This is a genomic window from Pseudonocardia sp. KRD291, from assembly GCF_019263595.1.
In the GTDB taxonomy this organism is placed as follows: Bacteria; Actinomycetota; Actinomycetes; order Mycobacteriales; family Pseudonocardiaceae; genus Pseudonocardia.
The window spans coordinates 1-25,565 of sequence record NZ_JADQDD010000061.1; the positions used below are offsets into that span (position 1 = coordinate 1).

The 25,565-nt window shown below is 73.1% G+C and carries 22 protein-coding genes; 8 read left to right on the forward strand and 14 right to left on the reverse strand.

Translation table 11 applies throughout. From position 1 onward, the window contains the following. Positions 1–185: 185 nt before the first annotated feature. A complete protein-coding gene (locus tag I4I78_RS11295; RefSeq protein WP_218611226.1) occupies positions 186–506 on the reverse strand; it encodes an FtsX-like permease family protein in 321 nt (106 codons plus the stop codon). Between the two features lie 4 nt (positions 507–510). Here I4I78_RS11295 and I4I78_RS11300 point away from each other — a divergent pair, with 4 nt between their 5' ends. Further along, complete coding sequence (locus tag I4I78_RS11300) at positions 511–687, forward strand: hypothetical protein (protein ID WP_218611227.1); 177 nt, start codon at positions 511–513, stop codon at positions 685–687. Positions 688–708: 21 nt separating this feature from the next. On the opposite strand, the gene I4I78_RS33790 is transcribed toward I4I78_RS11300, so the two are convergent. Further along, a complete protein-coding gene (locus tag I4I78_RS33790) occupies positions 709–2,136 on the reverse strand; it encodes an NlpC/P60 family protein (protein WP_218611228.1) in 1,428 nt (475 codons plus the stop codon). A 294-nt stretch (positions 2,137–2,430) separates the two neighbouring features. Here I4I78_RS33790 and I4I78_RS11310 point away from each other — a divergent pair, with 294 nt between their 5' ends. The 4 genes from I4I78_RS11310 to I4I78_RS11325 all read left to right on the forward strand — a co-directional run bounded on the left by I4I78_RS11310 (position 2,431) and on the right by I4I78_RS11325 (position 8,617). After that, on the forward strand, positions 2,431–5,265 hold the full coding sequence (locus tag I4I78_RS11310) for an aconitate hydratase (protein WP_218611229.1): 2,835 nt from the start codon (positions 2,431–2,433) through the stop codon (positions 5,263–5,265). Between the two features lie 123 nt (positions 5,266–5,388). Next, positions 5,389–6,438, forward strand: a complete 1,050-nt coding sequence (locus I4I78_RS11315) for a hypothetical protein (protein WP_218611230.1) — start codon at positions 5,389–5,391, stop codon at positions 6,436–6,438. Beyond that, a complete protein-coding gene (locus tag I4I78_RS11320; RefSeq protein ID WP_218611231.1) occupies positions 6,435–8,003 on the forward strand; it encodes a phenylacetate--CoA ligase family protein in 1,569 nt (522 codons plus the stop codon). The genes I4I78_RS11315 and I4I78_RS11320 overlap by 4 nt, the downstream gene beginning before the upstream one ends. Positions 8,004–8,230: 227 nt before the next feature. Then, on the forward strand, positions 8,231–8,617 hold the full coding sequence (locus I4I78_RS11325; RefSeq protein WP_218611232.1) for a VOC family protein: 387 nt from the start codon (positions 8,231–8,233) through the stop codon (positions 8,615–8,617). Between the two features lie 14 nt (positions 8,618–8,631). On the opposite strand, the gene I4I78_RS11330 is transcribed toward I4I78_RS11325, so the two are convergent. From I4I78_RS11330 to egtA, 8 genes are all read right to left on the reverse strand, one after another. Continuing rightward, entirely contained in the window at positions 8,632–8,889 is a 258-nt protein-coding gene (locus tag I4I78_RS11330) for a DUF6295 family protein (protein ID WP_218611233.1), read from the reverse strand. Between the two features lie 3 nt (positions 8,890–8,892). Then, complete coding sequence (locus I4I78_RS11335; RefSeq protein ID WP_218611234.1) at positions 8,893–9,651, reverse strand: dienelactone hydrolase family protein; 759 nt, start codon at positions 9,649–9,651, stop codon at positions 8,893–8,895. Positions 9,652–9,746: 95 nt separating this feature from the next. Then, positions 9,747–10,202, reverse strand: a complete 456-nt coding sequence (locus tag I4I78_RS11340; RefSeq protein WP_226379509.1) for a cupin domain-containing protein — start codon at positions 10,200–10,202, stop codon at positions 9,747–9,749. Positions 10,203–10,212: 10 nt separating this feature from the next. Continuing rightward, positions 10,213–10,785 carry a class I SAM-dependent methyltransferase gene (locus tag I4I78_RS11345; protein ID WP_218611236.1) on the reverse strand — a complete coding sequence of 191 codons (573 nt, stop codon included), beginning with the start codon at positions 10,783–10,785 and terminating at the stop codon, positions 10,213–10,215. 53 nt (positions 10,786–10,838) lie between these two features. Further along, a complete protein-coding gene (gene egtD, locus I4I78_RS11350) occupies positions 10,839–11,858 on the reverse strand; it encodes an L-histidine N(alpha)-methyltransferase (protein WP_218611237.1) in 1,020 nt (339 codons plus the stop codon). 35 nt (positions 11,859–11,893) lie between these two features. Further along, positions 11,894–12,793: an ergothioneine biosynthesis protein EgtC gene (locus I4I78_RS11355; RefSeq protein ID WP_218611238.1), complete on the reverse strand. Its 900-nt coding sequence runs from the start codon at positions 12,791–12,793 to the stop codon at positions 11,894–11,896. Between the two features lie 7 nt (positions 12,794–12,800). Further along, positions 12,801–14,219, reverse strand: a complete 1,419-nt coding sequence (gene egtB, locus I4I78_RS11360; RefSeq protein ID WP_218611239.1) for an ergothioneine biosynthesis protein EgtB — start codon at positions 14,217–14,219, stop codon at positions 12,801–12,803. Continuing rightward, a complete protein-coding gene (gene egtA, locus I4I78_RS11365) occupies positions 14,219–15,673 on the reverse strand; it encodes an ergothioneine biosynthesis glutamate--cysteine ligase EgtA (protein WP_308252033.1) in 1,455 nt (484 codons plus the stop codon). Before egtA ends, egtB begins: the two co-directional genes overlap by 1 nt. 154 nt (positions 15,674–15,827) lie before the next feature. Between egtA and I4I78_RS32775 the strand changes: the two genes are divergently transcribed. Next, entirely contained in the window at positions 15,828–16,574 is a 747-nt protein-coding gene (locus I4I78_RS32775; RefSeq protein ID WP_226379510.1) for a TetR/AcrR family transcriptional regulator, read from the forward strand. A gap of 37 nt (positions 16,575–16,611) precedes the next feature. Here the strand turns inward: I4I78_RS32775 and I4I78_RS11380 are convergent, their stop codons facing one another. Continuing rightward, positions 16,612–18,750, reverse strand: coding sequence for a molybdopterin-dependent oxidoreductase (locus I4I78_RS11380; protein WP_218611240.1), 2,139 nt, complete (start codon positions 18,748–18,750; stop codon positions 16,612–16,614). A gap of 250 nt (positions 18,751–19,000) precedes the next feature. On the opposite strand from I4I78_RS11380, the gene I4I78_RS33795 reads away from it, so the two are divergent. Continuing rightward, on the forward strand, positions 19,001–19,960 hold the full coding sequence (locus I4I78_RS33795) for a helix-turn-helix domain-containing protein (protein ID WP_218611241.1): 960 nt from the start codon (positions 19,001–19,003) through the stop codon (positions 19,958–19,960). Between the two features lie 235 nt (positions 19,961–20,195). Here I4I78_RS33795 and I4I78_RS11390 read toward each other — a convergent pair whose 3' ends face one another. The 3 genes from I4I78_RS11390 to I4I78_RS11400 all read right to left on the reverse strand — a co-directional run bounded on the left by I4I78_RS11390 (position 20,196) and on the right by I4I78_RS11400 (position 24,396). Then, positions 20,196–22,082: an ABC transporter ATP-binding protein gene (locus I4I78_RS11390; protein WP_218611242.1), complete on the reverse strand. Its 1,887-nt coding sequence runs from the start codon at positions 22,080–22,082 to the stop codon at positions 20,196–20,198. A 186-nt stretch (positions 22,083–22,268) separates the two neighbouring features. Next, positions 22,269–22,478, reverse strand: a complete 210-nt coding sequence (locus I4I78_RS11395; RefSeq protein WP_130290587.1) for a helix-turn-helix domain-containing protein — start codon at positions 22,476–22,478, stop codon at positions 22,269–22,271. A gap of 295 nt (positions 22,479–22,773) precedes the next feature. After that, positions 22,774–24,396: an ABC-F family ATP-binding cassette domain-containing protein gene (locus tag I4I78_RS11400; protein ID WP_218611243.1), complete on the reverse strand. Its 1,623-nt coding sequence runs from the start codon at positions 24,394–24,396 to the stop codon at positions 22,774–22,776. Positions 24,397–24,567: 171 nt separating this feature from the next. Here I4I78_RS11400 and I4I78_RS11405 point away from each other — a divergent pair, with 171 nt between their 5' ends. After that, positions 24,568–25,365 carry an SDR family oxidoreductase gene (locus tag I4I78_RS11405; protein WP_218611244.1) on the forward strand — a complete coding sequence of 266 codons (798 nt, stop codon included), beginning with the start codon at positions 24,568–24,570 and terminating at the stop codon, positions 25,363–25,365. Positions 25,366–25,565 lie beyond the last annotated feature (200 nt).

Consider the following 25,565-nt stretch of genomic DNA (forward strand, 5'->3'; position numbering starts at 1 on the left):
CCGGCCTGCGCTACACCAGCGACCCCTACGACTACCGGCCCTTCACCGACCCACTCCCCACCACAGGCACAACCGACCCGATTCCGGCCACCGACCCCGTCCGCCTCGACACCGACGACGGCGATGACCCGCCGCCGTTCTGACAGCGGAGGACGAATCGGAGCTGTCAGGTCTTCGTCGTGCGGTCACGACACGTTCCCCTCACCAGAGGGGCGGGTCGTCCGCCATGTGACGACGGCGGTGGAGAGCAGGGCCGGTCCCAGGCACGCGGCGGCGGCCGCGGCCGGGGTCGCGGGATCCAGGTGCAGGGTGACGGCGGTTCCGGTCGCCTCGGACAGACCCGACGCCACGCCGGCCAGGGGCGGGATGGTCACGGCCAGCCCCAGGAGGACCCCGGCCACCGCAACCACCGCCGTCTCGGCGAGGGCGGTGCGCATCAGCTGCGCACGCGTGGCGCCGGCGGACCGGAGGACGGCGAGGTCCCGGCGCCGGCCGTGCGCGGCCATCGCGGTGCCATTCGCGACGGCCAGCCCGCCCGACCGCGATCACGACCAGCAGCGCGACCAGGCCGTTGCTCAGGCGGGCGTCGGTCAACACACCCGCAGCATCTTCACCAAGCTGGACCTGCCCGCCGACGCCGACGGGCACCGCCGCGTCCTCGCCGTGCTGGCCCACCTCCGCGGCTGAGGTGTCGCGGGCCCGGCGGGCTCAGACCAGGCGGGTGACGGTGTCCATCAGGTTCTTGTAGCGCACCGGGGACACCTTGACCTCGGAGCCGGAGTACGGCGCCTCGAGCATCTTGCCGTCGCCCAGGTAGAGCGCGATGTGGTAGGTCCGGCCGTCCTCGGCCCAGGCGAGCATGTCGCCGCGGCGCATCTCGTCGGCCGGCACCTGCTCGCCCGCCTTGTGCTGGTTGCCGCTGTAGCGGGGCAGGTCGACCCCGATCCCGGCGAACGCGTAGAGCATCAGACCGGAGCAGTCGAAGCCCTCGTTCGCGTAGTCGCGGTTGGCGTCGCCTGCGCCGCCGTCGCGGATGCCCTTGGTCGGGCCGCGGGAGTTGCCCCCGCCCCAGGAGTACCGGACGCCGATCTGGGCCATCGCCCGGTCGATCACGGTCTCGATCGCGTCCGAGCCACCCCGGCGCGGCGCAGGCGCCGGGCCGGAGGACGACGAGGAGGAGTCCTCCTCGCTGGCCCGGGCCCGGTTGCGGGCCTCGGCGGCGGCCTGCTGGGCCCGTTCCCGTGCCCGCTCCGCCGCGGCCTGGGCCGCCTGCCACTGCTCGAAACGCGCACGCTGACCGCGCAGTGTGGCGTCGGAGTTCTGTGCGGCGTCGAGCTGCTGCGCCACCGCGGCCTGCTCGCCGTTGACGGCGTCGAGGCGCGCGGACTGCTCGGCGGCCGCCTGCTGGGCCTCGACCAGTGCCTGGTCGGCCGCGCTGCGCGCCTCGTCCGCGGCCTGCTTGCGCCGGTCGGCCTCCTCCTGGGCGGCCCGGGCCAGCGAGTCGGCGTTGGCCTGCGCGACCCGGGCGCGTTCGAGCTGGTCCAGGGCATCGGCCTGGTCCTGGCTCAGCGCGTCGGTCAGTCGCGCGCGGTCCATCAGGTCCTGCGGATCGGTCGCGCGGCTGAGCAGGCCCAGCGGGCCCAGGTCCAGGCCGTGGCCGTAGATCCCGGCGACGAACTCGTCCAGGCGGGTACGGGCGGCGTCGATCGCGGCGCCCGCCTCCTCGGTCCTGCGCCTCGCCTGTTCCGCCCGGTCCGCCGCCTCGACGGCCGCGGCACCGGCCGCATCGGAGGTGTCGCGTGCCTGGTTGGCCGACTCGCGCTGGGACGCGACCTGGATCTGGAGCTGGTCGGCCTCCTCGGCGAGCTCGGACAGGCGCGCGGTCAGCCTGCCCACCTCGGCGGCGCGGGCGGCCACGTCACCGCGGCTGCGCTCGAGCTCGCCGTCACCGGGGTTGGGCGGCGGGACCGGGGGCGGCGGCTGCGCGGGAGCGGCGTTCGCAGTGGCGGTGCTCGCGTAAACGGCGGCGACCGGCCCCGGGTCGATCCCCGGGGTGGACGCGAGGAGCGCGGCCAGCAGGCCCAGGGTGGCGCACACGGCAGGAGTGCCGAACGGCCGCCGGACCTTGCGCGTCACGCCGTCCCCTCTCGCTGGTCGAAGATCGCCACTGCCCGTGACCGCGCGCAGGTTCTCACTTCCGTCCCTGCCGTCACAGCGCGACACACGGAACTCCCGGAGAACTTCCGCCACACGAGCGATACCGCGGGACCGCCGAACTCGGGGCCACACACCCCTCGCGGCGCTATATAGGACAGGCGTACTATTTGGGCACGAGGGGTCGTGCTGCCGCACACGGCGCGGTGCGCGAGACTCGCGAACGACCCCACCCGACCCGAACCAGTACGCGCCCACCACGCGGGAGGACAGCCAGTGGCCAGCACCGACAGCTTCGGAGCCCGAGGACAGCTCGACGTCGACGGCACCGGGTACGAGATCTTCCGGCTCTCCGCGGTCGAGGGTTCGGAGCGCCTTCCCTACAGCCTGAAGGTGCTGCTGGAGAACCTGCTCCGCACCGAGGACGGCGCGAACGTCACCGCCGACCACATCCGCGCGATCGCGGGCTGGGACCCGACGGCCGCCCCGGACACCGAGATCCAGTTCACCCCGGCCCGGGTGATCATGCAGGACTTCACCGGCGTCCCCTGCGTCGTCGACCTGGCCACCATGCGCGAGGCCGTCACCGAGATGGGCGGGGACCCGGCGAAGGTCAACCCGCTGGCGCCCGCCGAGCTGGTCATCGACCACTCGGTGATCATCGATGTGTTCGGCACGCCGGACGCCTTCGAGCGCAACGTCGACTTCGAGTACAGCCGCAACAAGGAGCGCTACCAGTTCCTGCGCTGGGGCCAGGGCGCATTCGACGAGTTCAAGGTCGTCCCCCCGGGCACCGGCATCGTGCACCAGGTCAACATCGAGCACCTGGCCCGTACGGTCATGGCCCGGGATGTGGCCACCGCCGAAGGCGGCTCCATCCTCTCCGCGTACCCGGACACCCTGGTCGGCACCGACTCGCACACCACCATGGTCAACGGCCTGGGCGTGCTGGGCTGGGGCGTCGGCGGCATCGAGGCCGAGGCCGCGATGCTCGGACAGCCGGTCTCGATGCTCATCCCGCAGGTGCTCGGCTTCAAGCTGACCGGTGAGATCCCGGCCGGCGCGACCGCCACCGACGTGGTGCTGACGATCACCGAGATGCTGCGCAAGAAGGGTGTCGTCGGCAAGTTCGTCGAGTTCTACGGCGAGGGCGTCGGAGCGGTGCCCCTGGCCAACCGGGCCACCATCGGCAACATGAGCCCCGAGTTCGGCTCCACCGCCGCGATCTTCCCGATCGACGACGAGACGATCCGCTACCTCACGCTGACCGGCCGCTCGAAGGAGCAGATCGCGCTGGTCGAGGCCTACGCCAAGGAGCAGGGCCTCTGGCACGACGCGTCGCAGGAGCCCGTCTTCTCCGACACCCTCGAGCTGGACCTGTCCACGGTCGTCCCGTCGATCGCCGGCCCGAAGCGCCCGCAGGACCGGATCGCGCTGAGCGAGGCGAAGCCCGCGTTCCGCTCGTCGCTGGGCGACTACGCCCAGGACAGCGGATCGCAGAACAGCACCTCCTCGGTGGACGAGGCCGGCGAGGAGAGCTTCCCGGCCAGCGACCCGGCCGCCCCGTCGGGCAGCGGGAACGGCGACGGCGCCCCGCGCTCCCCGATCTCGGCCGCGGCCGGTGCAGGCGGGCGCACCAGCAAGCCGACGAAGGTCACGCTCAACGGGGCCGAGTTCGAGATCGACCACGGCGCCGTCGTGATCGCCTCGATCACCTCGTGCACCAACACGTCGAACCCGTCGGTGATGCTCGGAGCGGCGCTGCTGGCCAAGAACGCCGTCGACAAGGGCCTGGCCGTCAAGCCGTGGGTCAAGACGTCGATGGCGCCGGGCTCGCAGGTCGTCACCGACTACTACGAGAAGGCCGGTCTCTGGCCCTACCTGGAGAAGCTGGGCTACCACCTGGTCGGCTACGGCTGCACCACCTGCATCGGCAACTCCGGCCCGCTGCCCGAGGAGATCTCGGCCGCGGTCAACGAGGCCGACCTGGCCGTCTGCTCGGTGCTGTCGGGCAACCGGAACTTCGAGGGCCGAATCAACCCGGACGTCAAGATGAACTACCTGGCGTCCCCGCCGCTGGTCATCGCCTACGCGCTGGCCGGGACGATGGACTTCGACTTCGAGAACCAACCGCTGGGCCAGGACACGTCCGGCAACGACGTGTTCCTGCGCGACATCTGGCCGGCCGCCGAGGACATCCAGCGCACGATCGACGACTCGATCAGCCAGCAGATGTTCACCAAGGACTACGCCGACGTGTTCGCCGGCGACGAGCGCTGGACGTCGCTGCCCACGCCGGAGGGCCAGACCTTCGAGTGGGACCCGCAGTCGACCTACGTGCGCAAGCCCCCGTACTTCGAGGGCATGGCGACCGACCCGGAGCCGGTCACCGACGTCTCCGGCGCCCGCGTGCTCGCCCTGCTCGGGGACTCGGTCACCACCGACCACATCTCGCCGGCCGGCGCGATCAAGCCGGGCACCCCGGCCGCGCAGTACCTGGACGAGCACAAGATCGACAAGAAGGACTACAACTCCTTCGGCTCCCGGCGCGGCAACCACGAGGTGATGATCCGCGGCACGTTCGCGAACATCCGGCTGCGCAACCAGCTCCTGGACGACGTCTCGGGCGGGTACACCCGCGACTTCACCAACGGCGGCGAGCAGGCGTTCATCTACGACGCCGCGCAGAACTACGCCGCGCAGGGCACCCCGCTCGTCGTGCTCGGCGGCAAGGAGTACGGCTCCGGTTCCTCGCGTGACTGGGCGGCCAAGGGCACCGCGCTGCTCGGGGTCCGCGCGGTGATCGTGGAGTCGTTCGAGCGCATCCACCGGTCGAACCTGATCGGCATGGGCGTCGTCCCGCTGCAGTTCCCGCAGGGCGAGTCGGCGTCGTCGCTGGGCCTCGACGGCACCGAGACGTTCGACATCTCGGGCATCACGGCGCTGAACGACGGCTCGACCCCGCGCACGGTGCACGTGACGGCCACCAAGGACTCCGGCGAGAAGATCGAGTTCGACGCCGACGTCCGGATCGACACCCCCGGCGAGGCGGACTACTACCGCAACGGCGGGATCCTGCAGTACGTCCTGCGGGGCATGCTGCGCGGCTGACGCCGCCCGTATCCCGACCACCTCGACGCCCCGCCGGACTTGTCCGGCGGGGCGTCGTCGTGTCCGGGCGTCTGCGTGGGATTGCGGAGCCGGGACCGGTGCGGACCGCCCTACAGTTCCGCCATGCCGACGCTCCCGGACCCGTGGCACGCCCTGCTCGACGAGGCGCGCGGGTACCCGTCCCCGCACAACTCGCAGCCGATCCTCGTGCGGGTACACGACAGCCGCCGGGCCGAGTTCTTCTACGACCTCGACCGCGGCCTTCCGGCGGAGAACTTCGGGATCCCGTTCGGGCACGTCTGCGCCGGGGTGTTCCTGGAGTCGCTGTCGACCGTGGCCGCCGGGCACGGCTGGGCGGTCACCGAGTCGCTGCGCGACGACGACCTCGACTTCTCCGCGACCGAACGGCTGCACCCGCTGGGCGCCCTCGAGCTGGCGCCCGCGCAGATCACCCCGGACGCGACCGCGCGGCTGGAGGCGTTCCACCGCCGCCGCACGTCGCGCAGGCCCTACCGGCGCACCCGCGTCGACCGGGCGGTCCTGGACGAGGTCACCGCGATCGCCGCGGGCACCGGGCACGCGTTCGGCGCGACCGCGGACCGGGCGCTGGTCGACGACCTGATCCGGATCAACCAGGAGACCCTGTTCGACGACCTGCGCAACGACGCCGTGCACGCCGAGATCCTGGCCTGGATCCGCACCTCGAAGCGCCACGCCGCGGCCACCCGGGACGGCCTGTCCGCCGAGACGATGCTGCTGCCCGGCCCGCTGCTGGGCTTCGCGATGCGCCACCGCGGAATGTGGGACCTTCCGCTGGCCGGGGCCCTGCTGCGGCGGGTCTATTTGAACACGATGCGCGGGGTGCGCGAGCTCGGCTGGCTCACCGGGCCGTTCTCCGGCCCGCGCGACTACATCGAGGCCGGCCGCTGCTTCATGCGCGTCTGGCTGGCCTTCACCCGCCGCGGCGTGCACCTGCACCCGTTCGGCACCGTGATCACCAACCCGCGCTCGCACGCGGCGTTCGTCGACGCCGCCGGCATCGACGAGTCCGGCGGCATCGACGGGTCCGGCGGGGCGAGCGCCTGGATGCTGTTCCGCTACGGGCACAGCGCGGAACCGCCGCGGGCGCACCGGCGCCCCCTGGACGCGATGATCGTCGGAGGCTCGCGATGAGGCTGCTGATGTGGCTGCAGGAGGTCGTCGTCGACCTGCTCGGCCGGTACCCGCGCACGCACGCGCTGCTGCTCGCGCCGGGTGTGGAGCCGCTGCGGCAGCGCCTGGGCCGCCGGCGCGCGTACCGCACGTTCGCCCGGACCGCCCGTGACGTGCCCGCCTACGCCGCGTTCCTGACCGAGCACGGGGCACCGTCCCGGCTGCCGCGCGACCCGGCCGCCGCCGACGAGGCGTTCGCCGCGCTGCCGGTGATGGACAAGGACTCCTACATCCGCCGGTGGTCGATCGCCGACCGGTGCGTCGGCGGGCGGCTGCCGCGCCGCGGGGTGGTGGTCGACGAGTCGTCGGGCTCGTCCGGGCGCCCGACGAGCTGGGTACGCGGCCCGGTCGAGCGACGGGCGTCGCGCGAGCTGCTACGCGTGGGGTTCCTGCGCACCGCCTCGACGCTGCGCAAGCCGCCGTTCGTGATCAACGCGTTCTCCCTCGGCGCGTGGGCGACCGGGATGAACGTCTCGGCCGGGCTCACCGGCGTGGCCGTGCTCAAATCCACCGGCCCGGACCGGGACAAGATCATCCACACGATGCAGGAGTTCGGCCCGGGCTTCACCTACGTGATCACCAGCTACCCGCCGTTCCTCAAGGGCCTGTTCGACGACGACCGCCTCGACTGGTCGGCCTACGACGTGGTCTGCGCGTTCGGCGGCGAGGGCATCACCGAGGGCATGCGCGACCACATCCTGCGCACGGCGCACTCGGTGATCGGCGCCTACGGGGCGAGCGACCTGGAGATCTCGATCGGGATGGAGACCGAGTTCACGATCGCGCTGCGCCGGGCGATCGCCGCCGACGCCTCCCTGTCCGCGGCGTTGACGAAGCAGACCGAGTACGGCGTGCTGCCGAATGTGTTCCAGTTCAACCCCTACGCCTACCTGATCGAGACCAGCGACGACGGCGAGCTCGTCGTGACGATCACCCGACCGCAGAACCTCAACCCGCGGATCCGCTACAACATCCACGACCGCGGCCACGTGGTCCGGATGCGCGAGCTGCTGCCGGTGCTGCGCCGGTTCGGGCTGCGGCACGTGATCGACGAGAAGGTGCTGGACCTGCCGGTGCTGCTGCACTACGGGCGCAGCGACCTGTCGGTGGACTACAACGGCGCCGTCGTCGCGCCGGACGGGCTGCGCGACGTGATCAACGCCGACCCGGAGCTCCTCCCGGTCGTGGAGAACCACCGGCTCGTCTCGTTCACCGACGCGGCGGGCGACCGGCAGCTGCACCTGGCCGTGCAGCTCGCCGACGGGGCCGACGTGCCCGACCGCACCGCCGCCGCGCACCGGATCCTCGCCGGGCTGCGGCGGTCCAACGGCGACTTCCACAACGCCGTGCGCACCAGCGCTGCGGGCACCGAGCCGACCGTCGGCTTCTACCCGTACCGCACCGGCGTGTTCGCCGGTGACGGCGCGAAGCTCAAGAACGAGTACGTGTCCACCCTCGACGCCGCCGCGGCCGCCACGGCCGGGATCGACGCCCAGGTCGTGTCGGACCGGGAAATCCGGTTCTGATCGGCGTCACCGCGCTGCTAACGTCGGCGCCGCGCCCCCATGGGCCTACCGGGAAGGAGCGGCTGTACCGGCCGGCACCCGACGTCCGCGTCGTGCCGAGCACCTCCCGCACGGGCCCGCGGCGCATCCCTGGTTCGCACGTTCCCCGTTCGTGAGGTCTGCTCCGTCGGCCCGGGGCGGCGCGGCTCCTTCCCGGTGTCTCCGCCACACCGACCGGGAGGACCCCCGTGCCCGTCACGTTCAACCACACCATCATCGCCGCGCGCGACCGCGCCGAGTCGGCGCGCTTCTTCCGGGAGATCCTCGAGGCGGCCGACGCGCCGTCCTGGGGCCCGTTCACCAACCTGTCGATCGACGGCGGGGTCCTGCTGCAGTTCGCCGACCTGCCGGTCCAGGCGTTCCCGGAGATCCAGAACCAGCACTACGCGTTCCTGGTCGACGACGCGCTGTTCGACCGGGCCCACGCGCGGCTGCGCGGGCGCGGTGTCGAGCACTGGGCGGACCCGCAGATGTCGCGGCCCGGCGAGATCAACCACGACCACGGCGGCCGCGGCGTCTACTTCCGCGACCCCGCCGGCCATTTCCTGGAGATGATCACCCAGCCGTACCTGTGACCGGCCCCGGCCGGTCAGTGGTGTGCGGCGCGGTCGACCGTGGTCTGCAGCGCGGCGAGCAGCTCCCGGGCGCTGTCCAGGCTCAGCTCCACCGCGACCCGGGCCGACGGGCCGCGCTCCGGGTTCAGGAAGTCGATGTTGACGGTGTGCTCGTCGGGGGCGTGCACCGGGTGGTCGTAGTAGACCGTCGCCGTGCGCAGCGGGAACCAGCCGTCCGGGCCCTTGCCGCTGCTGGCCGCCACGTCGATCTTCTCGGTGCTGTAGGTGCACATGCTCTAGACCCCCAGGTGCCTGCGGTAGAAGGCGCGGATCTTCTCCCAGCCGTCGAGCGCGGCGGCGACCCGGTAGGACGGGCGGTCGACGGAGAAGAACGCGTGCCCGGCGTCGTCGTAGCGGTGGAACTCGTAGGTCTTGCCCGCGTCGCGCAGCAGGGCCTCCAGCTCGTCGACGTGCGCCGGCGACGGGTAGGAGTCCTCGTTGCCGAACAGGCCCAGCAACGGGGCGCGCAGCTCCGGGACCCGGTCGGCGAGCGGGCTGACCTGCACCGGGAAGCCCTCCGGCGGCGTTCCGACCACGAACGCGCCGTAGCAGTCGACGGCGGCCTGCACGTCGAGCTCGACGCCGGACAGGAACGCCTGCCGTCCGCCCGAGCAGAAGCCGATCGTGCCGACCTTGCCGCTCGCCCCGGGCAGCGCGCGCAGCCACGCGACGGCGCCGGCGGCGTCGCCGACGAACCGCTCGTCGGGCACACCGCCCTGCGCGCGGGCGGTGGCCGCGGCGTCGTCCGGGTCGGCTCCGGGGGCCTCGCGGGTGTAGAGGTTCACGCAGATCGCGTCGTAGCCCTCGACCGCGAACCGGCGCACGGTCTCCTTGCTCTCCCGGTCGTAGCCGGGCATGTGGTGGATGACCAGCACCCCGGACCGCGGGCCCAGCGTCATCGGGCGGGCCGTGTAGGCCTCGACCTCGTCGCCACCGTGTCCGCGGATGACGACCGTCTCGGACAGCACCGCGTCGTAACGCACACCTTGGGTCATGGCGGCGACGCTACGACTCCCCCGGACCCTCCGCACGCGGCGGGCCGTCCGGCGTCCGGTTCGGACTCCGGTGCCCGGATCGGGCCCGCTCCTGATCAGGCCCGGTGGAGGGGGTCGACCCACGGCACGTGCTCGGGGTCGGTGACGCCGTCGATGTCGAGGTTGACCACGACCGGCTCCTGGCCGCTGCGGGTCAGCACGCACTCCAGCGGCTCGTCGTCGAGCGCGTTGATCTCCTGGTGCGGCACGAAGGGCGGGACGAAGATGAACCCGCCCGGCCCGGCCTCGGCGACGAACTCCAGGTTCTCGCCCCAGCGCATCCGGGCCCGCCCGCGGACCACGTAGATCACGCTCTCCAGCTCGCCGTGGTGGTGCGCGCCGGTCCGGGCCCCGGGGTGGATGGTGACCGTGCCGGCCCAGAGCTTCTGCGCGCCGGCCCGGTCGTGGGTGACCGCGGCGGCCCGGTTCATGCCCGGGGTCTGCGCGGTGTTGGTGTCCAGGGAGTCGCCGGGGATCACGCGTACGCCGTCGTCACGCCAGTCGGTGGCCATGAACGACACGCTAGCGACCGGGACGGGTCGCCCGGAAGCGGTACGAGCGGGTGCCGAGCTCGACGTCGGGCCCGGTGAGCCCGGCCGTCTGCAGCCGGTCCGGCAGGGTGGCCGGGTCGACGTTGGTCATCGTGTCCCCGACGTGCAGGAGCCGGAAGCGCAGGCTCGCCCGGCTGTCGATGCCGGCGAAGCGCCCACCGGGGCGCAGCACCCGGCCGACCTCGCCGAAGAGCCGGTCCTGCAGCTGCGCGCTCGGCACGTGGTGCAGCATCGTGAAGCAGACGACGGTGTCGAACGACGCGTCACTGAACGGGAGCGCGGCGCCGTCGCCGTGCCGGACGTCGACGGCGTCGCCGAGCTCACGGGTCAGGTCCGCGGCCATCGTGCCGTCCACCTCGACGGCGGTCAGCGACCCCGTGCGCGGCGCGAGCCAGCGGGTCGTCACGCCGTAGCCGGGCCCGATCTCCAGGACGTTGCCGCCGAGGTCGACGTCGCGGGTCGCCCACGGCAGCACGGCACCGTGCATCCTCTCCGACCAGGAGTCCGAGCGGCAGATCCGCCGGTGCATCGCGTTCATCGCCATGCCCGCACGCTAGGGCAGCGCCGACGCCGCCCGGAAGCGCCGGCCGCGGGCGGTCAGACGGCGGTGGCCAGGGTCAGTGCGAACCGCTCGTCCGGGTCGGTCCAGCGGCGGGTCGTCTCGAACCCGGCGGCGACGACCATGGAGTCGATGTTGGACGGCCGGAACTTCCCGGAGATCTCTGTGCGCATCTCCTCGCCGGCCGCGAACGACACGTCGAGGTCGAGCTCGGAGACCCGGACGTCCATGTCCCGCTCGGCGCGCAACCGCATCTCCAGCCACTCGTTGTCCGCGTCCCACGCCGCGACGTGGGCGAACGCCTCGACGTCGAAGTTCGCGCCGAGCTCGCGGTTGAGCACGTGCAGCACGTTGCGGTTGAACTCGGCGGTGACGCCCGCGGAGTCGTCGTAGGCCGGGACGATCACGGCCGGGTCGGTGACCAGACCGGTGCCGACCAGCAGCTGCTCCCCCGGTTCCAGCACCGACCGCACGTGGGTCAGGAACTCGTGACGCTGCCGGGGCAGCAGGTTGCCGATCGTCCCGCCCAGGAACGCGATCATGCGCCTGCCGCCGGGGGCGGCGCCGGGCAGGCGGTCGAGGTCCTTGGTGAAGTCACCGACGACGCCGTGCAGGGCCAGGCCCGGGTAGCGGTCGGCCAGCTCGTCGATCGCCCCGCGCAGCGCGGACTCGCTGACGTCCTGGGGCACGTAGCAGCCCAGCGTCCCGGCCGCCCGGAACGCGTCGAGCAGCAGCCGGGTCTTGGTCGAGGAGCCCGATCCGAGCTCGACCACCGTCTGCGCGCCGGAGGCGCGGGCGATGTCGGCGACGGAGTCGGTCAGCAGCGACCGCTCGGTGCGGAACGGGTAGTACTCGGGCAGGTCGGTGATCTGCTCGAACAGCTCGGAGCCGCGGGCGTCGTAAAACCACTTCGGCGGCAGTTCCTTGGGGTGGGCGGTCAGCCCGGAGGCCACGTCGGCCCGCAGCGCGGCGGCGGCATCGGCCTCGGTGAGATGGACGTCGAGTCGGATGAGTCCTGTGCCGGCGCTCGTTCCGCCTGCGCTCCACTCGGTATTCATCGTGCTCCCTGTCGGTCACACCCGCGCCGGCGGAGTCACCGCGCGGTCGCGCGGTCGCGGTCGTGCTCCGCGAGCGGGTGCAGGTCGTGGTGACCCGGACGGGCCACCACCAGATGCCCGTCGGGCACCTGGGTCCAGGAGGGGAGCGGGCCGGTCGGCTCGGACGCGACCGTCACCGAGTCCTCGCCGGTGTGCACGGCCAGCGCGTGCCGCCATGCCGTTCCCCAGATCGTCGTGCCGTCGGTGAGCAGCAGGTTCAGCCGGGAGCCGGGGGCCGCGTCCTCGGTGGCGAGCACCGTGTCGGCCAGGACCGCGGCCGGGTCGTGCCCGGCGCGGAGCCGGTGCCGGACCAGGGCCCAGAGCACCGCCGCGTCGGTGGGCGCGTCCAGGGTGATCAGGTCCCGCGTCGGCAGCGTCGCGGCCAGGTGCTCGAGCGAGCCCGGCCAGTCGCGGACCATACCGTTGAGGCTGAACAGCCAGCGGCCCTCGGCGAACGGCGCGGCCGCCGTCGAGACGACCGGCATGCCGGGGCTGGCCGAGCGGATCGCGCCCAGCACCCCGGTCACGAGCGTGCTCGCGGCGACGGCGGCGAACGAGGTGTCCGACCAGATCGGCTGATCGCTGCGGATCCGCACCGGCGCCGCCCCGGTGCCGCCGTGCGCGCCCTCGCGGACGGCCTCCGGCGGTGCATCCGGGTCGACGACGGCGTGGCCGTTCCCGCCCGGGCCCACGGCGACCGGCGCGGCGACCGGCGCGGGGCCGGGCGGGACCGGCGCGGCCGGGTACCAGCCCGCGCCGAACCCGTCGGCGTTGATCGTCCCGCCGCCGCGCATGTCCGCGGGCGCGTAGGACTGCTCGAGCAGCCCGTGGGCCGGTTCGAGCAGCACCGAGGCGAGCGTGCGGGGCGGCCCCAGGTAGGCCAGATGTCGGCACACCGCGCGGTTACGCCCCCCGCTCGGACGGGCGCGGGTCGCGCGCCAGCCGGATCCCGGAGAAGATCTGGCGGCGCACCGGGTGGTCCCAGTTGCGGAACGTGGTGCGGATCGCCGACGCGTCGGTGCCGAACGAGCCCCCGCGCAGCACCGCGTAGTCACCGCCGAAGAAGACCTCGGAGTACTCCGGGTACGGGAACATCTCGAAGCCCGGGTACGGGTGCCAGCCCGAGTCGCACCACTCCCAGACGTCACCGATCATCTGGTGCACCCCGAGCGCGGACGCACCGCGCGGGTAGGCACCGACCGGGGCCGGCTGCAGGTGCCGCTGGTCGAGGTTGGCGTGGCTGTCGGTGGGTTCGTCGTCGCCCCACGGGTAACGCCGGGAACGGCCGGTGGCCGGGTCGAACCGGGCCGCCTTCTCCCACTCGACCTCGGTCGGCAGGCGCTTGCCCGACCAGCGCGCGAACGCCTGCGCCTCGTGGAACGTGACGTGCACGACCGGCTCGTCGGGCACGATCTGCTCGACGACGCCGAACCGTCGCCGCCACCACGCGCCGGACGCGTCGCGCTGCCAGAACAGCGGTGCGACCAGGCCCTGCTCGCGCACGTGCGCCCAGCCGCGCTCGGTCCAGTACCGCGGGTCGTCGTAGCCACCGGCGTCCACGAACTCGGCGTACTGCCCGTTCGTCACCGGGTAGGTGTCGATCACGAACGCCGGCACGTCCACGACGTGCGCGGGGCGCTCGTTGTCCAGCGCCCACGGCTCGGTGGAGGTGCCCTGGGTGAACGGCCCGCCCGGTACGAGCACCTCGGCCGCGCCGAGCGGCACTGCGTGGTCGCCGCCCGGCGACATGGGCGGGCGCGGCGGGGCCGGGGCGTGCAGCAGCGGGGCCCCGGCGCGCAGCTGGTGGGTGGCCAGCATCGTCTCGTCGTGCTGCTGCTCGTGCTGCACGATCATCCCGAACGCGAACGCCTCGTGCTCCAGGCGGCGCCCGCGCAACGGGCTCGAGCCCAGCGCGTCGAGGGCCTTCTCCCGGACCTCGCCGACGTAGGTGCGCGCCTCGGACGGCGTCAGCAACGGCAGCTCGACGCGGCTGGAGCGGGTGTGCTGGAACGCGTCGTAGAGCCCGTCGATCTCCGGGCGCAGCGGCTCGCGGCCGCCGACGTCGCGGACCAGCCAGAGCTCCTCCTGGCTGCCGATGTGCGCCAGGTCCCAGACCAGCGGCGACATCAGGGGCGAGTGCTGGGTGGTCAGCTCGCGCTCGTCGATGTCGGTCAGCACGGCGCTGCGGGCGCGCGAGCGCTCCAGCAGGCCGGCCACCCGCGTCCGCAGCTGCTCGGTGTCCTCGCCGGGGCGCGGTGCGGGCCGGGCGGACGGCGTGGTGGACGCGGTCGTCACGGGGGTCTCGGTGACGGGGTCCGTCATCAGACTGCTCCTTCCTGGACGTGCGGTCGTCCGGTGGTGCTCGTGACGTCCGGGGGCACGACCTCCGGACGTGTCGTCGTGGGGCCGGGCAGCGAGAGCCCGGCCGGGAACGGGGTCTGCGGGGCGCCGGCGGCGGGAGCGCCCACCTCCAGCGGCGACGGGTCGTCGGCCGGACATCGCCCGCGCAGCACCCGCTGCTCGGTGACCTCCTCCAGCCGCGCGAGCAGCTCGGACGGGCCCCACGCCAGCCCGGTCCCCCGTCCGGCGTCGGCGGAACGGCCCAGCACCTCGCAGGCCAGGGGGAACACGGTCGCGGCGGCGCGGGCCAGCGCCGGGTCGGCCAGGGCGTCGCGGCTGGCGGCGACCCAGCGGTCGCGTACCGGGTCGCAGGCCTCGCGCACCCGGTCGAGCACGGCGGCGTCAGAGGTCAGCGCGAGCAGCACGGCGGTCGGCAGCGCCCAGTCGCGGCCGTCCTGCCCGTCGACGTAGCGGACCTCGAGATGGCCGTGCGGGCGGACCGGCGGGAACATGGTGGAGACGTGGTAGTCCAGGTCCCCGGTCGTCGGCGGGCGCGACAGCGCGCCGTCGAACCGGCCGCGGGCGGCCCCGTCGATCCAGTCGGCGAACGAGGTCTGCGGCGGGACCTCCCAGCTGCCGTCTCCGCGCACGCACAGCAACGGGGTGGAGACCACCCGCTCGGCCCAGGTCCGGGCCGGGTCCGGCGACACCGACGGCGGCGCGGTGCGGGCCGGGTCCAGGCTCAGCCAGGACGCCATCCGCGACGACTTCCAGCCGGTCACGCGCCCGTGCATGACCGGGGAGTTCGCGAACGCCGCGACCAGCACCGGACCGAGCGCGTGCAGGGCGTCCCAGCGTTTCGGCGCCGACGCCTCGGTGCCGGCGTCGAGGCAGACCTGCACCGACGACGTCGAGCACATGCCGCTGCGCCCGTGCGGGCCGACACGGTCGAACACGCGCTCCATGGCGCGGTAGCGGGGTAGGTCCAGCAGGCGCCGTGCCGGGCGCACCGGGTCCGCGGCGCGGGCGTGCGGGCGCAGGCCGTGGGCGGCGAGCAGGGCGTGCAGGCGGTCGGCGTCGCGGGTGACGTCGCGCAGCAGTGAGCCGAGGTCCGGCAGCGGCGGGCCGGCGATCTCGATCTGACCACCGGGCTCGACGGTCACGTCGGCGCCACCGGGGAGGGGAAGAGCGGGAGAGTCCGGGTCGAGGGACTTCGGAGCATGCGGGCCGAGAGCGGCGCGCAGCGAGTCGACGTCGACCGGCGCGTCCGGGGTCTCGGGACGGTAGAGCATCCATTCCAGTTCCACACCGACCAGCTTCGGCGGCCCGTGCTTGAAACAGACCGAGGCCACGTACGCCTCGGCCTCCGCGCGGCTGCGCAGGACACCGGGTCCGGTGTCGTGCCGCGCCGCGGAGTCTCCCGCTACTCCCGTCACGCTGGAAAACGCTACCCCCGACCCCCGACAACCGCAGCCCGCCGAACGACGACGCCGGGGGAGCATCTGCACCCGACGGTGCTTGCGCCCGGGGCCCCGCTGTGCGCCGTCCGTGGCCCGGGCATGGAGGACACGCGTACGGAATACTCGTCCCATGCCCCGCGTCAGCACCGATCAGCTCGCCGCACGGCGCCGGCAGATCCTCGACGGGGCGCGCCGGTGTTTCGCCGACCACGGCTACGAGGGAGCCACGGTGCGGCGGCTGGAGACCTCCACCGGCCTGTCCCGCGGCGCGATCTTCCACTACTTCCGGGACAAGGAAGCCCTGTTCCTGGCCCTGGCCGAGGAGGACGCCCGCCGAATGGCCGACGTCGTCGCCGAGCAGGGGCTGGTGCAGGTGATGCGCGAGCTGCTCGACACCGCGCGGGCCGCGGACGGCGACCCGGCCGGGCCCGCCGCCGCGAACGGGAGGCCTCCGGACACAGCGCATCCGGACCACGCGCACACCGCCGCCGCTCACCCGAACGGCAGGCGACCGAACAGCGGCGACCCGAGCACCATCCACCCGGACGGCGGCACCGGCCGGGGCGCGGCCGCGGCCGACCGCAGCTGGTTGGGCACCCGGCTGGAGGTCTCCCGACGGCTGCGCACCGACCCGGAGTTCCGCGGCCGCTGGCAGGCGCACTCGGCCGCGCTCACCGCCGCCACCCGCCGGCGTCTGGAACGCCAGGCCGCCGCGGGCGCGCTGCGCGACGACGTACCGGTCGCCGTGCTCGCCCAGTACCTGGAGCTGGTGCTCGAGGGCCTGGTCTCGCACCTGGCCATGGGGTTGCCGGCCGGTGACCTGGACGCCGTCCTGGACGTGGTCGAGAACGGCGTCCGGGCCCGGCCCGCCACCTGACGCGGACCGCCCCCGAGGCAGGTCGCCGAGCGGCCGGTCAGGCCCGCTCCACCTCCACCCGGGTGTCGTTGAACGTCGGGGCGTGCCCGAGGTCGGCGAACTCGGTGGGGTTGATCGCGTTCACCGTGCTCTGGCCCTTGGTCTGGGCGCGCCAGGCGCCCATGCTCGCCATCACCACGCCGCGGGTCACGTCGGCGGTGACCTTGGCCTTGACCAGGATCTCGCCGAGCTCGTTGTAGATCCGCACCAGCTCGCCGTCGAGGACCCCCCGGTCGTCGGCGTCCACCGGGTGCAGCCAGGCCGAGGGCTCCCCCGCGACCCGCTGCTGGGCCGGCAGGTTGCCGTAGCTGGAGTTGATGAACGCGTGCGACTTCGGCGAGATCAGCGACAGCCGGTGCGCCTCGTCCGGGCCGCGCGGCGGGATGTAGTGCGGCAGCGGGTCGACGTCCTCGCCGGGCTGGGCCTCGTTGCTGCCCTGCCGGAACAGCGGCAGCACGAAGTTGCCGCCCGCCGCGGCCGCGGAGAGGAACTCCTGCTTGCCCGACGGCGTCGGGAACCCGCCCTGCGCGTGCGGGGCGTAGGCGTCGGCGGCGGGCAGGTTCAACCGCGCCCAGCCGGTCTCGGCCAGCGTCGCCGGGGTGATCCCCTCCAGCGCCGGCGCCGCCCAGTCGTAGGCGTCGTCGATCATCGCCTCGTCGGTCATGGTGAAGCAGTCCTCGGTGTAGCCCATGGCCGCGGCCAGGCGCCGGAACAGCTCGGTGTTGCTGACCGCCTCACCGACCGGCGGGATCGAGGGCCGGTTCAGGCCGATGTAGAAGTGTCCCCAGGAGAACATCACGTCGAGCTGCTCGAGCTGGCTCGCGGCCGGCAGGACGATGTCGGCGTACTGCGCGGTGTCGGTGAGGAACTGCTCGCTCACCACCGTGAACAGGTCCTCGCGGGCGAGCCCGGCCAGTACCCGTTCCTGGTCCGGGCAGACCACCACCGGGTTGGAGTTGTAGACCATCAGCGCGTGGACTCCCGGGCCGTCACCCGGGATCTCCCCGGTCAGCGCCCGGCCCAGGTGGAACTGGTTGATCACCCGGGTGTGCTCCGGGCGCAGCTCGGGCCGGCTCAGCGCGTCCCAGTTCACCGGGAACGCCCACAGCGGCAGCGCCAGCAGACCGCCGCCGGGCTTGCGCCAGGCGCCGACCAGGCCGGGCAGACAGGAGATCGCGCGCACGGTCTGCCCGCCGCCGGAGTGGCGCTCGATCGCCACCCCGATCCGGATCATCGACGGCTGCGCGGCCGCGTACTCCCGCGCCAGGGTCCGGATGTCCTGCGCCGGGATGCCGGTCTCGGTCTCGGCCCACTCCGGGGTGTGGCCGGCCACCCGCTCGGTCAGCTCGTCGATGCCGACGGTGTGGTCGCGGACGTAGTCGGCGTCGGTCAGCCCCTCGGTGACGATCACGTTGATCATCGCCATGGCCAGGGCGCCGTCGGTGCCGGGCCGGATCGGGATGTGCCAGTCGGCGCGGGCGGCGGTCTTGTGCTTCACCGGGTCGATCACGACGACCTTCGCCCCGTTGCGCTGCGCCTGCGCCACGAACGGCCACAGGTGCAGGTTCGTCGAGACCATGTTGCAGGCCCAGATGACGATGTACCTGGAGTGCACCAGGCTCTCCGGGTCGACGCCCGCGGTCGGCCCGAGGCTCATCACGTACGCCGTCGACGCGCCGGAGTCGCAGTAGGTGCGCTCGCTGACCGTGGCGCCCATCCGGTTGAAGAACGGGTCACCGACGTTGAGCCCGTTCAGCGTGCCCTGGGTGCCCAGGTAGCTGACCGGCATGACCGCCTCGGCGCCGTGCTCGGCGATCACCCGGTTGAAGTTGGCGGCCACCTCGGCGACGGCGGTGTCCCAGGAGATCGGCTCGAACCGGCCGGAGCCCTTCGGGCCGGAGCGGCGCAGCGGGGTGGTGATCCGTTCCGGGCTGTAGACCCGCTCGGTGTAGTTGTTGACCTTGACGCACAGCCCGCCCCGGGTGAACGGGTGCTCCTTGTCGCCGCGGACCGACGTCGCGACCCCGTTCTCGACCGTCACGGTCATCGCGCAGCCGTCCGGGCAGTCGTGCGGGCAGATCGCGCGACGGGTTCCGGACCCGCCCAGGTCGACGAGCGGGAGTTCGGTGGTGGTCATCGAGGTCCTCCGGGTGCACGTGGTGGTCCGCCGATCGTCGTCGGCCGGGGCCGGGGCCGGGTTGTCGCCGCGTGCCGGGTTGTTGGCCTGCCACGCCGGAAGACCGGGCCGGGGCCGCAGAAGCGAGAAGCACGAGCCCGCGATACCGCAGGTGAGGCGTCGGGTCCGGCGTAACCCGAACGTCCCTTGACGGCGTCCGACCCGGCTGTGAACGTCGGGCGGATCCGACACGGGACGGGGGTGAACGGCCGTGGTCCTCGCTCCGGGTTCCGAGCCGGTGCACCGCGCCACCCGCCGCTACGACGAGTGGCGCGAGGCCCTCCGGCACGACTTCGTCGCCCTCGACGTGGCGCCGGACCGCAGCCGCGCGTCCTCGTTCGCCGGGTCCTCGCGCAGCGCGACGCTGGCCCACCTGCAGGTCTCCGAGGTCGGTTCGGTGGCCCAGACCTGCCGGCGCACCCCGCAGCTCGCCGGCCACGACGACCGCGAGTACCTGCAGGTGGGGATGCTCGCCCGCGGCACGGCGTCACTCGAGCAGGACGGCCGCAGCACCGTGCTGCATCCGGGTGACCTCGCGCTCTACGAGACCGGCCGGCCGTTCCGCTGGTCCTTCGGCGGCGACTGGGTGCTGCAGGTGTTCACCTGGCCGCGGGAGTGCGTCGACCTCGCCGACGCCGAGTCCGCCGCGGTCACCGCCTGCCGGTTCGGCGGGCGTTCCGGGCTGGGCCGGATGGTCGGCGGGGTGCTGCAGGACCTGGTCGCCGATCCGCCGCAGCTCAGCGCCGCGGGCGCGGTCCGGCTCGCCGATGAGGTAGGCGGCCTGGTCGCGACGCTGGCCGGCGAACGCACCGCCGGGCTGTCGGTGGCCGCAGGCGAGCGGTCCCGCGCCGCGCTGCGCACCCGGGTCGAGCAGTACGTCGCCGAGCACCTCGACGACCCCGACCTGGGCCCGGCGTCGATCGCGGCCGCGCACTTCGTGTCGCCCCGCCAGCTGCACCGGCTCTTCGCCGACAGCGGCGAGTCGGTGACCCGACGGATCCGCCGGACCCGCCTGGAGCGCGCCCGCCGCGACCTCGGCGACCGGCGCCTGGCCGGGGCGTCGATCACGCAGGTCGCCCGCCGGTACGGCTTCACCGACCTGGCCGCGTTCAGCCGGGCCTTCCGCGCCACCTACGGGGTCTCCCCCCGCGGCTACCGCGCCTCCGGCTGACCACCGCTCCCGATCGCGGGGGGTCGCGTCGGCGGGGTCGCGAGGGGAACCCTCGGGACCTCACCGGGAGCGAGGGGACCCCTCGGGACGTCAGCCGGTGCGGGCCGGTCAGCGCGTGCGGGGCCGGAAGCGCGTGCGGGGCCGGTCTGCGCGAGCCGATCGGCGTCGTCCGAACAGGTGGCGCCCGCCAGGGAGCCGGGGGGCAAGGAGCCGGGAGGGAGCAGGGAGCTCCCGGTCAGTGACCGACGGCGGCCGGACGGGGGTCGGCGAACTGGGTGCGGTAGAGACGGGCGTAGCGGCCCCCGGCCGCGAGCAGCTCCTCGTGCGTGCCGGTCTCCGCCACACGTCCCGCCTCGACGACGGCGATCCGGTCGGCCGCGCGGACGGTGGACAGCCGGTGCGCGATCACGATCGCCGTCCGCCCCACCAGGGCCTCGGCCAGTGCCTCCTGGACCGCCGCCTCGGACTCGGAGTCCAGGTGCGCGGTCGCCTCGTCCAGGATCACCACGCGCGGCCTGGCGAGCAGCAGGCGCGCGATCGTGAGGCGCTGACGCTCGCCGCCGGAGAGCCGGTAACCGCGCTCGCCGACGACGGTGTCGAGGCCGTCCGGCAGCGCGTCGAGCAGGTCGCCGAGCCGGGCCCGGCGCAGGGCGTCGCGCATCTGGTCCTGCGACGAGCCCGGCGCGGCGTAGCGCAGGTTCTCCGCGATCGTGTCGTGGAACAGGTGCCCGTCCTGGGTGACCATCCCGACGGCGCCGCGGATCGCGGAGAACCGCAGTGCGCGGACGTCGGTGCCGGCCAGCTCGACCGCCCCGGAGTCGACGTCGTAGAGGCGCGGCACGAGCGCGGCCAACGTGGACTTCCCGGCGCCGGACGTGCCGACCAGCGCGAGCAGCTGCCCCGGCCCGACCTCCAGGTCGATGCCGTGCAGCACCTCGACGTTGCGCCGGTGGTCGAGGACCGCGACCTCCTCCAGCGAGGCCAGCGAGACGTCCTCGGCGCTGGGGTAGGTGAACCGCACGTCGCGCAGCCGGACCCCGACCGGCCCCTCCGGGAGGTCCTTCGCATCGTCGCGTTCGCTGATGTTCGGCTTCAGGTCGAGCACCTCGAAGACCCGCTCGAACGCGACCAGCGCGGTCATCACGTCGACCCGGGCGTTGGCCAGCGCCGTCATCGGCGTGTAGAGCCGGGTCAGCAGCAGCCCCAGCGCGACGACGGTGCCGGCCGGGATCTGCCCGGTCACGGCCAGGTAGCCGCCGAAGCCGTAGATCAGGGCCTGGGCCAGCGCGGAGACCAGCGACAGCGCCGTGACGAAGATCCGCGACACCATCGCCGAGCGGACGCCGATGTCGCGCACCTTCGCGACCTGCGACCGGAACACGGTGGCCTCGGCCTGCGGGTCGCCGAACAGCTTGACCAGCGTCGCGCCGGGGGCGGAGAACCGCTCGGTCATCTGGTTGCCCATGGCGGCGTTGAGGTCCGCGGCCTCGCGGCGCAGCTCGGCGATCCAGTTCCCCATCCGCCGCGCCGGCAGCACGAAGATCGGCAGCAGCAGTATCGCCAGCACCGTGACCTGCCAGGCCAGCCCGATCATCACCGCGACCGCCAGCACGAGCTGGATCGAGTTCGACAGCACCGTGGACAACGTGCCGGTGATCGCGGTCTGGGCGCCGATCACGTCGTTGTTGAGGCGGCTCACCAGCGCGCCGGTCCGGGTGCGGGAGAAGAACGCCAGCGGCATCGCCTGCACGTGGCTGAACACCGACACGCGCAGGTCGGCGATCAGGCTCTCCCCGAGCCGCGAGGAGAACCACCGCCCGGCCAGCCCGACGACGGCTTCCATCACCGCCATCCCGGCGATGCCCAGCGCCAGCACGATCACGACGCGTCCGGCGTCCGGGATCCGCCCGGCGCCGACGATCGTGTTGACCACGCGTCCGGCGAGCACCGGCGTGGCCACGCCGATCACGGCGGTGGCCGTGGTCAGGGCCAGGAACGAGATCAGCCAGCGGCGGTAGGGCCGTACGAACCGCAGGATCCGCGGCCAGGTCCCCGGCGTGATCGACCGCGGGGTGTCGGCACCGCGGATGACCCCGCGCAGCGCTGTGAGCTGGCGATCCATCGATCTCCCCTCGCCGGTGGTGGACGGCGAGCTACCACGTTACGTCGCGTGCCGGCGCCGGGCGCGCGATGCTGCGCCACCGGGCCGTGGCCCGGGGAGCCGGTCGGGGCGGGAGTACCCCGTAGCCACACCGAATCCCGGGCCGGACCCCGACCCGGGACAGCGGTGACGGTGCGCGGTGGGCGACTACTTCTTCTTGGTACGCGTCGCGCCACCGCGGCCGCGCAACGTCACCCCGGTCTCGCTCAGCACCCGGTGCACGAATCCGTACGAACGCCCGGTCTGCTCGGCGAGGGAACGAATGCTCGCGCCCTTCTCGTACTTCTTCTTCAGATCGGCGGCGAGTTTGCCCCGTTGCGTCCCGGTGATCCGGGCGCCCTTCTTCAGATCGGCCACTGGCCCTCCTCATCCCCGCCGCGGATGCCCCCGCGGACCGCCACACGAGGCGTGACGATCTCGCAATGATGATCCAGTTGGGGAATTCTGGCCAGGACGGTGAGAACGCGATCGGTGAGCGGTTCGCCCGAATGGATCATTCACGTCGGTGGACGGCCCTGCCATTGCTCACACGGCGTCAGAAATCGATCACCTGATAGGAGTGACACGGGGTCGACGGCGTCGTGGCGCGAACTCCGTGTACATCCGTTGATCGGTTCGTGATCCGATCGGGTGATGCGCACGACCCCGCCGCTCAGGCGAGCTGCACGAGCTCCAGGTACTCGGCGGACCAGTGGTCCTCGGTCCCGTCCGGCAGGACGATCACCTTGTCCGGCTCCAGGGCCTCCACGGCGCCCGGGTCGTGGGTGACCAGGACGACCGCCCCGGTGAACCGCCGCAGCGCGTCGAGCACCTGCTCCCGGCTGGCCGGGTCCAGGTTGTTCGTGGGCTCGTCGAGCAACAGCACGTTCGCGGCACTGGACACCAGCCCGGCCAGCGCGAGTCGCGTGCGCTCGCCGCCGGAGAGCGTTCCGGCCGGCTGCTCGAGCTGCTCGCCGGAGAACATGAACGTGCCGAGCACGGTGCGCAGCCGCTGCGCGTCGGTGTCCGGCGAGGCGTGCCGGATGTTCTCCCAGACCGACGCGTTCATGTCCAGGGTGTCGTGCTCCTGGGCGAAGTAGCCGGTGCGCAGCCCGTGACCGGGCACCATCCGCCCGGAGTCCGGGGCCTCGGTCCCACCCAGCAGGCGCAGCAGCGTCGTCTTGCCGGCACCGTTGAGACCCAGCACGACGACCTTGGCGCCGCGGTCCACGGCGAGGTCGACGCCGGTGAAGACCTCCAACGACCCGTAGGCCTTGGACAGGCCCTCCGCCGTCATCGGGGTCTTGCCGCAGGATGCGGGATCGGGGAAGCGGATCTTGGCGACCCGGTCGGCCTGCTGCTCGGGCTCGAGGCCGGAGAGCAGCTCGTCGGCGCGGCGGGCCATGTTCTTGGCCGCGACCGCCTTGGTCGCCTTGGCGCCCATCTTGAGTGCCTGGGTGTGCAGCTGCGACGCCTTCTTCTCGGCGTTGGCCCGCTCGCGGCGGCGGCGCTTCTCGTCGGTCGCGCGCGCCTCCTGGTAGCGGCGCCAGTCCATGTTGTACTGGTCGACCTCGCCGCGCATCGCGTCGAGGAACCACACCTTGTTGACGACGGCGGCCAGCAGCTCGGTGTCGTGGCTGATCACCACGAGCCCGCCCTCGTGCTGCTGCAGGAACCCGCGCAGCCAGGTGATCGAGTCGGCGTCGAGGTGGTTCGTGGGCTCGTCGAGCAGCAGCGTCGTGGCGCTCTGCGAACCGCCGTCGGAGGCGGCGAACAGGATCCGGGCCAGCTCGACGCGGCGGCGCTGACCACCGGAGAGCGTCTCGATCTGCTGGGTGAGCACCCGCTCGGGCAGCCCGAGGTTGGTGCAGATCCGCGCGGCCTCGCTCTCCGCCGCGTACCCGCCGAGCGAGGAGAACCGCTCCTCGAGCCGTCCGTACTCGCGGACCAGCTTGTCGTTCTCGCCCGCGTCGACGACCTCGGCCATCGCGGTCTGGACCTTCTCCAGCTTGGCCAGCAGCACGTCCAGGCCGCGGGCGGAGAGCACCCGGTCCTTCGCCGTGACCGACATGTCGCCCTCGCGCGGGTCCTGCGGCAGGTAGCCCACCGGCGAGTTGGACATGATCTTCCCGGAGTACGGCTCGCCCTCCCCCGCCAGCACCCGCATCGAGGTCGTCTTGCCGGCGCCGTTGCGGCCGACCAGGCCGATCCGGTCGCCGGGCTGCACGCGCATGTTCGCGCCGGAGAGCAGGATGCGGGAACCGGCACGCAGTTCGACATCCGATGCGGTGATCACGACAAAGCTCCAGACAGTGGAGTACGGGGGTGGCCGAGGCAGAAGGACCGGGCAGGGGGCGCCGGGCGCGGGCACACAGTGCACCGGCGGCGCGCACACACCTACTCGAGCAGGACCACGACACCAGGCTACCGGCCGGGGCGATCAGTTTCCGGACGTAGGGTCCCCGGCATGACCGATGTCACCGCTCCCGTACCCCCACCGGCCGACCTCGTGGGCCGCGCCGCCCTCGTCACCGGGGCCAGCCGTGGCATCGGCCACGGCATCGCCGCCGAGCTGCTCGCCCGCGGGGCATCGGTCACGATCACCGCGCGCAAGGTCCCCGAGCTCGACGCCGCCGTGGCCGAGCTGGGTGAGGCGGCCGGGGCCCCGGAACGGGTGCTGGGCGTCCCCGGTAACGCCGGCGACGCCGCGCACCGTGCCGAGGCCGTGCGGGCGACCGTCGAGCGGTTCGGCAACATCGCGATCCTGGTCAACAACGCCGGGATCAACCCGCAGTACGGCCCGCTCGTCGACGCCGACCTCGACGCCGTCCGCAAGATCTTCGACGTGAACGTGGTCGCCGCGCTGGGTTTCGTGCAGGAGGCCTACCGGGCCGGGATGGGCTCGGCCGGCGGGTCGGTCGTGAACGTCGCCTCGCTCGGCGGGATCCGCTCGACCGGCGTGATCGGGGCCTACGGCGCGTCCAAGGCGGCGTTGATCCGGCTCACCGAGGAGCTGGCCGGGCAGCTCGGGCCGAAGATCCGGGTGAACGCGGTCGCGCCCGCGGTGATCAAGACCCGGTTCGCCGAGGCCCTCTACGCCCACGACGAGCAGGGCGTCGCCGACGGCTATCCGATGCGCCGCCTCGGCGTGCCGGCCGACGTGGCGTCGGCGGTCGGGTTCCTGGTCTCCGACGCCGCGAGCTGGATCACCGGGGACACGATCCGGATCGACGGCGGCACCATGGCCGCCGGCCGGCACGGATGACCGATCCCCGGGGGGTTGATCGGCGGCCCGGTACCGATCGGGGTCGTCGACGGCCCTCATCGGGACACGTCCGCCGATCACCACTCCGATCGCCTCGCCCGTCCGCGCGCCGCGGCCGGTCACGACCCGCGCACGTGAGATGTCGTTCATCGCCTTCCCAGCGGCGTGGAGAGCAATGAACGTCGACTCACGTGCGGAAC

Coding starts and splice junctions, on each gene's coding strand:
- egtD (WP_218611237.1), bottom strand. CDS start 11,858: ATGAATACCGAGTGGAGCGCAGGCGGAACGAGCGCCGGCACAGGACTC.
- I4I78_RS11380 (WP_218611240.1), bottom strand. CDS start 18,750: ATGACCACCACCGAACTCCCGCTCGTCGACCTGGGCGGGTCCGGAACC.
- I4I78_RS11335 (WP_218611234.1), bottom strand. CDS start 9,651: ATGACCCAAGGTGTGCGTTACGACGCGGTGCTGTCCGAGACGGTCGTC.
- egtB (WP_218611239.1), bottom strand. CDS start 14,219: ATGACGGACCCCGTCACCGAGACCCCCGTGACGACCGCGTCCACCACG.
- I4I78_RS11345 (WP_218611236.1), bottom strand. CDS start 10,785: ATGGCGATGAACGCGATGCACCGGCGGATCTGCCGCTCGGACTCCTGG.
- I4I78_RS11295 (WP_218611226.1), bottom strand. CDS start 506: ATGGCCGCGCACGGCCGGCGCCGGGACCTCGCCGTCCTCCGGTCCGCC.
- I4I78_RS11315 (WP_218611230.1), top strand. CDS start 5,389: ATGCCGACGCTCCCGGACCCGTGGCACGCCCTGCTCGACGAGGCGCGC.
- I4I78_RS32775 (WP_226379510.1), top strand. CDS start 15,828: ATGCCCCGCGTCAGCACCGATCAGCTCGCCGCACGGCGCCGGCAGATC.
- I4I78_RS11405 (WP_218611244.1), top strand. CDS start 24,568: ATGACCGATGTCACCGCTCCCGTACCCCCACCGGCCGACCTCGTGGGC.
- I4I78_RS11330 (WP_218611233.1), bottom strand. CDS start 8,889: ATGTGCACCTACAGCACCGAGAAGATCGACGTGGCGGCCAGCAGCGGC.
- I4I78_RS11390 (WP_218611242.1), bottom strand. CDS start 22,082: ATGGATCGCCAGCTCACAGCGCTGCGCGGGGTCATCCGCGGTGCCGAC.
- I4I78_RS11320 (WP_218611231.1), top strand. CDS start 6,435: ATGAGGCTGCTGATGTGGCTGCAGGAGGTCGTCGTCGACCTGCTCGGC.
- I4I78_RS11340 (WP_226379509.1), bottom strand. CDS start 10,202: ATGGCCACCGACTGGCGTGACGACGGCGTACGCGTGATCCCCGGCGAC.